Genomic DNA, 12107 nt, shown 5'->3' with positions numbered 1-12107 from the left:
TTTGGCAAAAGCAATAAGTTTATCGGTTGTATTCTCAAAAATACCACGAAGCTCCTGAGTTAAATTATATCCTTTTTGAATATCAGGATATAGTTCAAACAGTAAAGCCGCGCGTTCCGTTTGACTTTGAGTCCACTTTGATTTGTTTTTATATAAGAAGTAGCGACTTCTCGCCAGTAATTGCTTGATTGTATCCCCGTTAGAAAGTGTTTTGGGCTCGAAAGTTCTTTTTGCATTCTTAGCTTTTTCCATAGCGTTATTTTCTTGATCTATGGCTTGCCAGCGGTATTTGATTCTGATTTCCTGTAAAGCTTCTATGGCTAGTTTTTGAACATGAAACCGGTCTGTAACACGTGTAGCATTTGGAAAGCATTTCTTGGCAATAAGCCCCATATTTCCTGCCATATCAAGAGTAATTTCAGTAACAAGATTTCTTTGTTTGAGAGGGATTTTTTCGATAATTCCAATTACGGTTTCTGCTTTTGTTCCAGCAATCATGGCTACTATAGTTCCTTTTTTACCTTTGCTTGATTTATTGGTTAAAATAGTATAGAGTTCGCCATTGGAGAGAGAAGTTTCGTCTATAGACAAACGTTTTCCGATATTTTTAGCAAACAGGAGCCATTGTTTGGCGTGTGTTTTTTGATCCCAACTTTTAAAATCGCTTAAAAAATCCTTGTATTGGTATTGTAAATTTTTACCAGAAACCCCATAAAAAGAAGCAATGGCATTACAATCATTTGGGCTGGAATCTATTGATCTCTTTTAAAAAAGACGCAAACTCCTGTGTGACACGAGTTCCGTCTGCTACTAAATTCCAATCTCTGAAAACCACTTTTCCGGTATCTTCATTTAGCCATCTTCTGCGAGTGATATGAAGATATACCTAATGTCCACGGATAGGGAAATCCTGAACTGTTATCTCATCGAAAAAACCTTTAGAGCTTAATTTAAAATTCCTGTATTCTTTAGGAATTGAATTAATCTCTTTTAGATATAAATGAAGAACTTCTTCTTCTTTTTTATAAGAAGTAAGTTCAAAATAGTCAACTATTATTTCTGAATAGTAATTTAAGAAGGTCAACAAAAGAATCCTGCATTTTAATTATTTTTGAAATGCAAAAATCGACTTTTTATATTTCCCCACAACTTTTTGAATTGATCCGAGATCAATCCGAAAACCGGATATGATTTCAAATATATTTCAGCTTTTATATTCAAACAGTCCACAAATGATTTTCAAATTCTTCTGTTAAATTTTGTCCTGAAAATGTACAAAAGCCGAAAAATCAGTCTCTAAATAAACTCAGCAAAAAAAGCAGGTTCAATAACGTTTTAGAATCCGCAATGATTACTTCATCAGATAACATATCTTTTACTTTAGAACGGACAGTTGTAAGAGCAACATAAGTTCGATTATAAACTGTTTTTTCATCAACATCAAAGTAGGAAGCCGTTTCCTTAATAGAGTGCTGTTCCTCCCAGCGATATACAAATATTTCACGGGTGAGCTTTGGCAGGCTTTCCAAAATTTCATCAATCAGTTTGTGGATTTCTTTTTCTTCTATTTCCTCAAGGATATGGCTGTAGGCTAATGAATATTCAATATTGTTTATTTGTTTCTCTGAATCCGCTGCCTTTTCTTTCTGGTTGAGGTTTCGCAGATAATCTAAAATGCGATAAGTGTAAAACGAAAGGAGAAAATTCCTGGCAGAACCTGAATCATTTGTTCTTATGTTTTGAGGCTTCAGCCAGACATTAGACCAAAAATCCTGTCCTATATCATTAGAAGCATCGGTACTTCCAATCCGATTTAAAGCAAATTTGTGTAATAAGAAAGAATATCTTTTATAAAATTCATTAAAAGCTTTTTCATCCCTATCAGCAATGGCTTCCAAAAGCTCTTTGTCAGACTTTTCCATAATAAATTGAAGTTTAGTACAAATGTATTTTTAAAATTATAAGCCAGGGTTATCGAATTATTATTTTTTTTTAATACTCAAAATTTGAATAAAAATAGTTAATACAAATCAGTTATCAATGTGTAATCATCTAATAATGAATGGATTAATATTTTGGTAACAAACTCATAATAAATACATAATGCCTTTTTTCAAGAAAAAAGACCTTTTCAATACGGTCATACATAAAAGCAATTAGTGTTTACCGGGAATTAGTAAAATTTATGAAAAACGATAAAAAATATTTCGAAGACAACCAATCTGCAAAGCTGTGGGTTATAGAATTATTTGCCCGCTATTTTAACGGCCAGGCAACCCAAAAAGAAAAAAAAGCAATAGAAAACTGGAACTCCGAAGCAGGAAATACAACTTATAAAGCACCAGTTGAAGAGATTGAAAAAGGCTGTGAGACAGTCTGGCAAAGGTTGTCAGCTGAATTTGGTTTTGACTTAAACCTGGAAGAGCCAAAGATTGCCAGAAAATCAAGAGTGATACAATTGCAAAATTATGCCAGATATGCTGCTGCAATAGTCGTAATCGCTGTAGGAATAGGTTTTTATTTTTATAATAACCAAAAAGTCAAGAGTGCTGTGCACCCTGTTCATATTGCAATGGACTATTTTGAATCTGGTGCCGGCGAGAAAAAGCAGATGACATTACCGGATGGTTCTGTAGTATATCTGAATAACGATACCCGTATTGGAATTGCAACGGCTAATTTTAATAAAGAGAAGAGGGAAATATGGCTTGAAGAAGGGGAAGCCTTTTTTGAAGTTGCAAAAAATCCTGAAAAGCCTTTTATCATTCATAGTATAGGTTTAAAAACTACCGTATTAGGAACTTCATTCAACATCAAAGCCTATAAAGAATTAGACGAGAGTTCCGTATCGGTACGAGATGGAAAAGTACAGGTGATGCATCAGAGCAATTTGTTAGGTGTATTCACTAAAAACCAACAGATTACATTTAACAAGACAACCGGAAGCACTGTAAAAAGTGAAGTCAGCTGGGAAGATGCTGCATCCTGGATGGAAAACCGACTGGTAATGAACGGTGCGAATGCTAAAGAGTTCAGGCTTCGTATGAAACAACATTTCAGTGTAATCGTTGAAATTAAAAATAATAAACTCGACGGAAAATTACTCAGTTGCTCTTACCCCAGCGATGTTAGCCTGAAAGAAGTTATGGAGGGCATCAGCTTATTGTATAACATCAAGTATGACCTGAGCCAGTCAGGCAAATTAATTATCTATTAAAATTTCGAAACCATAAAAACATAAAATTTAGCAAATCAATAAAAACACACAATGTACAAACGTTACCTTATAGTGGTTATACTACTACAAATTTTTACAATTAGCTCTTTACAGGCCCAGACCCTTAATAAAGAATTTCCTGCTGAAACATTAGACAAGCGACTTACAAAAATGACACAAGAAAGCAAAATAAATATCGTTTTTGATTTGAATGTGATAAAAGGAATAAAAATCCCTGCCTACAAAGCAAAAAATCAAACATGGGAACAAATCCTGCAATCCACTTTATCCTCAACAAACTTCACCTTCAAAAAAAGTGGGAGTTCCTATATTATTGTCAAAAAGGGTGTCCCTGTAAAAAAGCAGCAGCCGGGAAGCATTAAAGGAACTGTTACAGACAGTCAGGGCGTACCGCTTCCCGGCGCAACCTTACAAATAACGGGAGAAACAAACCTAACAACTATATCGGGTAATGACGGAACTTATTCACTTTCATTGCAACCTGGCACATATACCCTGGAGGCAAGGTATATTTCGTTTCAAACACAACGAATTACCAATGTGGTGGTAACCGATAATAACACAACCTCTTTAAACATTGCTTTAAAAGACAACTCCGACCAATCTCTAAGTGAGGTAGTAGTAACCAGTACTTATAAAAAAACAGCTGCTTCTGTAAATGGGTTATTTAAACAACAACAAAAAGCGGCTCAAATGAGCGATGGTATTTCAGCGGAGCAAATAGCTAAAACACCCGACACCGATGTGGGGGCTACCCTGAAACGCATTACGGGAGTAACAACAATTGATGACAAATATGTAATGGTGCGCTCCCTGGGAGAAAGATGGAATCAGGCGGTAATGGATGGCATCAACTTACCAAGTACAGAAGCTTATAATTCTAATTTTTCTTTTGATATTATTCCTACGGCAATGGTAGAAAGCGTTGTAGTGAGCAAAACGGTAACACCCGATATGAATGCCAGTTTTGCCGGTGGTTATATAGAAGTAAAAACAAAAGATATTCCGAACAAAGATTTTTTTGCATTCAATTGGGGATCTTCTTATAACGACCAATCTACCTTTAAGCCATTCCTTTCACGTCAAAAAGGAAAAAACGATTATTTTGGGTATGATGATGGCACAAGGGATTTCCCAAAAGGGCTGCAGCCAATGGATTGGAATAATCCTCTGTTTTTTGAACAATCGAAACAGTTTACCAACGATAATTTTACCACGTACAGCACCATTGCAAATCCGGGTTCGAATTTTCAGCTGGCTTTTGGAAAAAAATTCGAACTTAAAAATGATAACAAATGGGGCTTTGCAGGAGCAATAAACTCCCGGAATGAACAAACGGTCTTGAATATCGATCATACAGGCAGAAGTAACTGGCTCGATACTGCAGGTCTTCCTAACGAAGCACAGCAACAGGGTTTGGAGCCAATACCATTTTATAATTTTAAAAATAAAGGAGCTTCCTATTCTTATAATGCTACAGTGGCAGGAATGCTGAATTTTGGACTTCAATTGGGTAGAAACAGAATTTCTTTCCGCAACTCTTATACCCACATCTATGATAACACCCTTACCAGGGTTACTGGCTGGAACGATTACAGCGGAGCAACTGCCGGGCAACCTGGAGCAGCTGAAGACTCTTACAACTATTTTTATAATGGTATTGTTCCTGATAACGTCCCAATTGAGTCTCTTGCTACACCAGATACACAGCATACTGTTTATCCTGTTTACCAAACATTACTACAAAACAAATTAGAAGGGAACCACAAAATAGGAAACACAGAACTGAATTGGTTTGCAGCCAGGACAGGCGTAGCGGCAGACACCAAGGATTACACACAGCATCAAACAATTTATAAATTTATTGATAATGAAATTTTGGCATACCATGAGATCTATAACTCTCAAAATAACTTTGCAAGAGGCTACATAAAGAGCAGGGAAACCGATTATAATTATGGTACATCCTTTAAATGGAGTATGGATACAGATCATTTTAAAAACGATATTAAAGTGGGCTATACCGGTACGATAAAAAGCAATACCAACCAGCAGGAAAAATTTTTCTTAAAAGTTGACGAAAATAGGAATGTACCCAATAATGAAAAGAATTTTCTAAAGATGTATGGTCCTCTTTCCGATTGGTTTGATGGGTCCAATTACGTGCCCGGAGGGATAGGCTGGCTAACTCAACCCCTCTACAAAAACGAAAAATACGAGGGTGAGGTTATTCAACACGCCCCATACCTGATGTTTGATAACCGATGGAATGCTAAACTAAGACTTGTTTGGGGAATACGGGCAGAGTATTTTAAATATGATCTCATATCCCAGCAACTTGATCCGGATGACACTAGGAATATTAATAGGGAAGCTATAGATGATAAACCCTGGCAATGGATGCCATCTGCCAATTTAACCTACAGCCCTACCGGGAAAACCAATTTCAGGCTGGCATACGGCAGAATGGTCATTCGCCCTCAGTTTAATGAAAGAACGGGTTTACCTTATTTTGACCCAATAGCTAATGCACTTATCTACAATACCCAGATGACTTCTTCGGTTATTGATAATTACGATTTTAAGTGGGAATGGTTTACAGGCTTAGGCGAAATTTTTTCAGCAGGTTTATATTACAAAAATATAGAAAACCCTATTGAAAGAGAAGGGTATATAGTTGGAGAAGGTACACTGTTTCTTTACAACGGAAATTCAAAAAATGCAAAACTCAAAGGCTTTGAAATGGAATTTAGAAAAAGTCTGGGCTTCATTGTGAAAGATTCATTTTTAGAACAAATGTTTGTAAGCGGAAATTTTATGTACAACGAAACCAAAGTAATTGCTTACAAAGATCGTTACGACACCAGCGAAAATGCCGAAACTTATAAAGTGGAACGTCCGCTATACGGGCAAACGCCCTGGGCATATAATATAGGCCTGCTTTATGATGGAAATCGTTTTGGTGCTAATTTTTTGTACAATGCCAAAGGCGACCAATACATTACGGTGGGATATGGTTATAACGCCGAAGAGATTCAGCGACCTTATGCAGTGGCAGATGCACAGGTATCTTATAGATTTTTGAAACAAAAAAATTTAGAGGTAAAACTCAATGCCAGAAATTTGTTTAATACCGTAAAAGAATACTACAACAATTATAATTCGTACTCAGTCATTAAAGGCAATGGTAGTGAATTGAAAACAGAAAGAGAAGCTTTAGGACTAATGCGGGGAGCCAGCAGTAAATATGACCCAGGTATAGACAGGATCGTGTATCGGGCCTACAAAGGAAGAAACTTTAGTCTAAGTATGACTTATAATTTTTAGAAAAAGAATAACAATGAAAATTCATAATTGACATAATGCGCCATTGTACAGGTTTTTCCGCATCCTGACAGGCTGTAATCCAAAAGTTTATCGGTGAGTGCACCACCGGTAGTCCCAAGGGTACAGTAGAAAAAACGGAACCTTATCAGAATCGCTCAGTCTGGTAACGGAATAAGGAAGAGACGCTTTGCAGAGTCCTGCCTCTGGCAATGCAAAGTGAAAAAATCATAACCAGGTCACGGGGATACAGAGGCGGGTATCCTTTAAACAGTAAAACGATCCGGATCAAAACAAAACAACCGGATTAATAATTCTAAACAATTACTATTATGAAAAATTTATTTTTTGTGGCTTTAGCAGCACTATCGCTTACAGCCTGTAGTGAGAATGAAACTGAATCAAATACAGATTCGTTTGGTATGCAATCAGCTTCTGCTGAATATTTAGCTGTGTGTTCCACTCCCGTGCAAACGGTTGCCGGTAACATTACTGTTTCTACAACATGGACTGCAAACAGAATCTGGGAAATTGATGGAATTGTAAATGTACCAAGTGGTGTGACCCTTACAATTGAGCCGGGAACTTATATCAAAGCCAAACCAAACGCTAATGGGGCTACAGGTGTATTGGTGGTACAAAAAGGAGGTAAACTAATTGCTAACGGAACTGCTACGGCTCCAATCGTATTTACCAGTTACAAACTTTTAGATTGTAGTGCTGCCACTACAGCTAGTCCTGGTGATTTTGGCGGAATTGTTATTCTTGGTGATGCTCCTGCTAACACACCTGCTACGACTACTATCGAAGGTCTTACAGGCTCTCAGTATTATTATGGTGGGACTAACGCCGCTCATAACGGTGGATCGTTAAAATATGTTCGCATTGAGTTTGCAGGATATGATCTTTTAGCTCCAAATTCAGGTAATGAAATTAACGGATTGACACTGGGAGGAGTTGGTTCTGGTACTACAATTGACCACGTTCAGGTATCTTACGGTAAAGACGATTCTTTCGAATTTTTTGGCGGTACAGTAAATGCAACCAATTTAGTTTCGTTTGCAGCGGATGATGATAATTTCGATTTTGACAGTGGTTATACCGGTACTATTACCTGTGCATTGGCATTAGCAAATCAGAACTCTACACACAGCTTGAGTGGTGGAAGCCCGGATTCAAACGGTATTGAGTTAGACAACAATGCAGCCGGATCTGCAGCTACACCTTTTACTCGTCCGGTAATTAATAATCTTACTATTGTAGGAGCGAGAACCGGTACAAGTGGTGCTTTGTATGAAAATGCCATTCATGTGAGAAGAAATGGAAAATTAACCCTAAACAATGCAGTCGTTACGGGTTATCCGGTAGGGATCTTGTTAGAAACAGTTGCTAGTGCTCCTGTGAATTTAGCAGACCTTAGCTTTACCGGTGGTGTAAGTGCACACGGCTTTACGTTTGCTACAGCTTCAAAAATAGGCAGTACTACAGCAGCTCTTACTATCCCTGGGGTAACAGCTACTTCTACGTCTAACCCTGCAGCTGTTTGGGGCATGACTCAGCCGTTCTTTAATACTCCGGGATGGAATGTTACGCCAAGAAACTGTGGTGATTTCCAAGGAACCTGGACAAAATATGCATTTTAACCTACAGTTTTAATTCTAACCTGAAAACGGGAGGCAGCTTGCTGCCACCTGTTTTCTTTTATATTTACTACGATGAAAAATTTATTACTCTTTACAGCTTTATTAATATTTAATAGCAGCCACGCACAATTTCCTGTCTGGATGAACAGTTTTGATTCTGCAGCTGATCTTGAGGGCTGGACATTTCACGATTTAAACAACAACGGCAATAACTGGGTACAGGGAGCCAATTGGCATCTTCCAGATGGAGAAGTAATATTAGAAGCAGGAACAGAGCAGGTTTTAAGATACACCACCTTTCCATTGTCTGGAATTGGCTACCCAAATGCTAGTACAGAAAACGATTGGGCTATTTCGCCAGCAATAGATTTAACATCGGCTTCAGGCAATATCCTGTTGGCGATAAATTGGAATAGAGTTCTTCCTAAAGATGTAAGAAATTCAGCAGGGAGGATAATTTATATTTCTACATCTCCAGATTTGGCCGGTTTTCAATTGCAGGAAGGTACTTTTGATTATTATTTCACATCAGATGATGTTACTTTTTCTACCAATCCTAATGAATTTTCACAAAGTATTTTAGATATTTCTGTCTTTGCAGGCCAGACAATCTATGTAGGATTACATTCAAAGGTTGATGATTTTACCAGTCTTCAGTTATCACCAATTAACATCGATCAGATCGGTGTTTTTGCATCAGAACTATTAAGTGTAGATGATATAAATGCTTCTAAAGTTCTTACTCAGATAGTTCAAAATCCGGTAGCTTCTTCATTAAAGTTACAGCTGAACCCTGCTTTTGAACCAACCACAACTTTTGTTAAAGTGTATAATATGGGAGGGCAGAAAGTATTGGCTACACCCTACAAAGACCAGATAGAAGTAGCCGCTCTACCATCCGGAACTTATATTGTGCATATAACAAATGGTACAGTGGTAGAAAAGTTGAAGTTCATCAAAAAATAAATAATTAATATTCACCTGGTACCGCCGAATAGAAAGTTTCAAAAAATTTCCCGCTGCTGTTGTTTTAGCTGCGGGAAATTAAACATTTCGGTTGAAATTAAGTAAAAACACAATACTTATGAAAATGAGCATGATCTAAAATTGGTCGAAATTGAAATCATCGAATACCAAAATAAAATAGTAACCGATGAGTTAATCACCAATGAAGATATGCGACGCGAGAGCTTTACCCGAGAAGGCGAAGCAATTATATATGACTTATAAAAAACAATAAATATCTAGATATGAAAAAAGCAAGAGTTTTACTACTGGCCTTGTTAGTAGTTGCAACATCCTGTGAAAGCGAACTTACCAATGAATTTGACATAGGGCAAAAACCTGCAAAGATCAATATAAAAGGTTTTTCTGCTCCCGATGCAGTAGAAATTAGGTTTGATGGTAAACCCGTAATCATTAACGACAATAGTTTCTATAGCCAAAATATCGAGACGACCCTCAACTTTGTACTGGACAAAGGCGAAAAAAATCCCTTAGTTATTTACAACCACGAAACGGGTACACAAATTGCATCCTACGAAATTACCTATGATAATAGTGCAGACTATGAGGACTTCTATTTTTTCAGTTTACCTGATATTTTTCTCCAGGTCAATGCCGTAAAACCTAAGATAAATTTAGGTAAAGTAGGCTTTGAGTTTCTTTTTGCTAATTTAGGGGAATTTTCAGGTACAGAACTGGAAAGTGTAAAAGGAGTGCTAAAAAGAGAAAACGGAGCGGTACTTGCCACATTTGAAAACATTGGGAAAGATGATTTTTCTGAATTCAAGATTTACAATTTTTTCAGCAATACAGCACCTGTATTTTTAGAGCTTTACAAACCGGGTACCACAGAGCCTTACACCGGATCAAGCCCCATAAAAGTGCAAATCATTCAAACCTATGGTGTCAATATGATTGTGCTGCAGGAAAAACAAGAGAACGGAACAGTAGTGGTAAAAGGTGATATTGATATTGCAGATTACCTGTAGTTAATTAATATTCAGGCTAAATGTAAATTTTTAAAAACCTGGTAGGTTTAACCGGTTTCCTAAAAGATTCTCCACCGGGTGCAAAAACCGCCATTAATTTGAAAAGTTATTTTTAAACCAAAATTAAGGATGAAAAAATCAATTTCAGTACTCCTGTCCGTAGTTTTTTTTGTTGCCTGCCAAACCGATGACGACATTCCTAAAACCTATGAGGAAGGTACAAATGAGTATGTAAACGATTGGATTTACACACAAATGAAACGCTATTATTATTGGAACCAAAGTATGCCAGGCAGGGGCAATTTGTCGTTGCCCCCGAAGGAGTATTTCGGATCTTTAGTTAATAAGAATGATCGTTTTTCCTATGCGATCCACACTTCCTCAGCGGAAACATTTCCTCAAAGCCTCCGGAATTCATTTGGCTTTGATTTTTCTTTTATTGTTTACGAAGGACAGGTATATGGCGTAGTGATGTATGTACTTTCGAATTCACCGGCAGAGAGAAACGGACTTGAGCGTGGAAATTTAATAAGCGCTATTGACGGCACAGCTTTTAATCAGGGAAATTATAATAGCCTTTATCAAGATTTGTCAGTTGCTAAGGCTGCTAGCTTACAGATCGTTACCTATTCTGAAAAATCAGGTTTTACAGCCGCTAAGCAGATTAACATTAGCCAGGGCTTTACTCTCTTGCAGCCCGTCCTTAGCCATGTTATTCCGTATCAGAATCATAAAGTGGGGTATGTTGAAATACCTCATTTTGATGTTGGTCTCTCACAGTCGCTACTGAATGTTTTTCAGGATTTTAAAAATCAGTCTGTTACCGAAGTTGTCGTTGATTTAAGGTATAATGGCGGCGGCGATGTTTCATCGGCTGCAGCACTCAGCATACTTTTAGCTCCCAATATACGACCTGCTGACCAGTTCATCCGGTTTAAGGGAAATTCCAATGGCGGAGAAGTGAACCAGACCTTTCAGGAATCACTGGAAATGAATGAATCCAAAGTCAGCTTTGAGGCACTTCGGGCTGCCCATCCACAAATTCGCAGGGTTTATGTTTTATGCAGCAACCATACAGCATCGGCTTCTGAAATAATAATCAACAACCTGAAACCTTTTATGGAAGTGATAACCATAGGAGAAAAAACCGTAGGGAAAGACGTTGCCAGTTTCCCCATTGAGGACGACAGGATTGCTGGCATACAGGCAAAATGGATCTTATACCCTGCAATCTATAAACTATTTAATGCTAATGGGGAGGGCAACTATGCTTCCGGGATACAGCCAACAATTATGCTAGAGGAGTTTCAGGGATTAGAAGTATTCCCTTTAGGCAATACAAATGAAATATTATTAAGACAAGCTTTAAATTCTATTTCCGGAAATGGAAGCAGTATGAAAAGCCAGATGATACAAACTCTTCAAAAACAAAAGCCTAATGTACTGTCTGAACCACTGATAATTAAAAAAGGGGTATTAAAGATAACGGGTAAAAACGAATCTTTTAATTATTAAAAAAACGCAAACTAGAGTGCAGGGAATTGATACAAATGAGCATAAGAATATGCTGGAAGCCTTTCGCAGGTTTGAGGAATTGTCCTCTGTTATTAAAGATAAGATCACCATTGAAGAAGAAATCAAAACCCGTGAAGGGATGAAGGAGCTGATAGGCACTTACCAACATTTCAAGTATCTGCTTTCTGAGCTTGAATCGTGTAAAAAAGGGTATGAAAAGAAGAGAAAATCAGTGCAGGGCGTTCTGTATAAAAGTATTCGCAGGATGAATTCGGAAATAAAAAAAAATCCTGCTAAAGAAGTATTGCAAAAAAATATGACACTATCCCAAAAAGTGTGTAAGTTGAAAAGTTTAGGCTTCGGTTTTTATAATCGGAGCCTTTTTTCAAATAT

Annotated in this window: 9 protein-coding genes and 1 pseudogene; 7 read left to right on the top strand and 3 right to left on the bottom strand. The window is 37.4% G+C overall.

The annotated features are described in order from the left end of the window. From GXM17_RS20785 to GXM17_RS20775, 3 genes and pseudogenes are all read right to left on the bottom strand, one after another. Positions 1 to 726: ISAon1 family transposase (locus GXM17_RS20785; RefSeq protein WP_425280027.1), on the bottom strand; the 726-nt coding region annotated here is incomplete at its 3' end. Positions 727 to 736: 10 nt separating this feature from the next. Continuing rightward, positions 737 to 1084, bottom strand: a pseudogene (locus tag GXM17_RS22025) (ISAon1 family transposase N-terminal region protein). Positions 1085 to 1289: 205 nt separating this feature from the next. Beyond that, complete coding sequence (locus tag GXM17_RS20775; RefSeq protein ID WP_163401438.1) at positions 1290 to 1922, bottom strand: RNA polymerase sigma factor; 633 nt, start codon at positions 1920 to 1922, stop codon at positions 1290 to 1292. A 263-nt stretch (positions 1923 to 2185) separates the two neighbouring features. Between GXM17_RS20775 and GXM17_RS20770 the strand changes: the two genes are divergently transcribed. The 7 genes from GXM17_RS20770 to GXM17_RS20740 form a co-directional block, all read left to right on the top strand. Next, the gene (locus GXM17_RS20770) at positions 2186 to 3217 is read left to right on the top strand and encodes a FecR family protein (RefSeq protein WP_163401437.1); all 1032 of its coding nucleotides are present in this window, start codon (positions 2186 to 2188) and stop codon (positions 3215 to 3217) included. Between the two features lie 51 nt (positions 3218 to 3268). Further along, positions 3269 to 6565, top strand: a complete 3297-nt coding sequence (locus GXM17_RS20765; protein WP_163401436.1) for a TonB-dependent receptor domain-containing protein — start codon at positions 3269 to 3271, stop codon at positions 6563 to 6565. Between the two features lie 329 nt (positions 6566 to 6894). After that, complete coding sequence (locus GXM17_RS20760; protein ID WP_163401435.1) at positions 6895 to 8205, top strand: hypothetical protein; 1311 nt, start codon at positions 6895 to 6897, stop codon at positions 8203 to 8205. Positions 8206 to 8277: 72 nt separating this feature from the next. After that, positions 8278 to 9171 (top strand): T9SS type A sorting domain-containing protein, encoded by an 894-nt coding sequence (locus GXM17_RS20755; protein WP_163401434.1) that lies wholly within the window; start codon positions 8278 to 8280, stop codon positions 9169 to 9171. 284 nt (positions 9172 to 9455) lie between these two features. After that, a complete protein-coding gene (locus GXM17_RS20750; protein ID WP_163401433.1) occupies positions 9456 to 10199 on the top strand; it encodes a hypothetical protein in 744 nt (247 codons plus the stop codon). Positions 10200 to 10328: 129 nt separating this feature from the next. Then, positions 10329 to 11714, top strand: a complete 1386-nt coding sequence (locus tag GXM17_RS20745; protein ID WP_163401432.1) for a S41 family peptidase — start codon at positions 10329 to 10331, stop codon at positions 11712 to 11714. A gap of 16 nt (positions 11715 to 11730) precedes the next feature. Beyond that, a partial coding sequence (locus GXM17_RS20740; RefSeq protein WP_163401431.1) for a hypothetical protein occupies positions 11731 to 12107 on the top strand: 377 nt, incomplete at its 3' end.

This window comes from Flavobacterium fluviatile (assembly GCF_010645065.1).
GTDB classification, from domain to species: domain Bacteria; phylum Bacteroidota; class Bacteroidia; order Flavobacteriales; family Flavobacteriaceae; genus Flavobacterium; species Flavobacterium fluviatile.
This window is presented reverse-complemented; position numbering and strand designations above follow the sequence as displayed.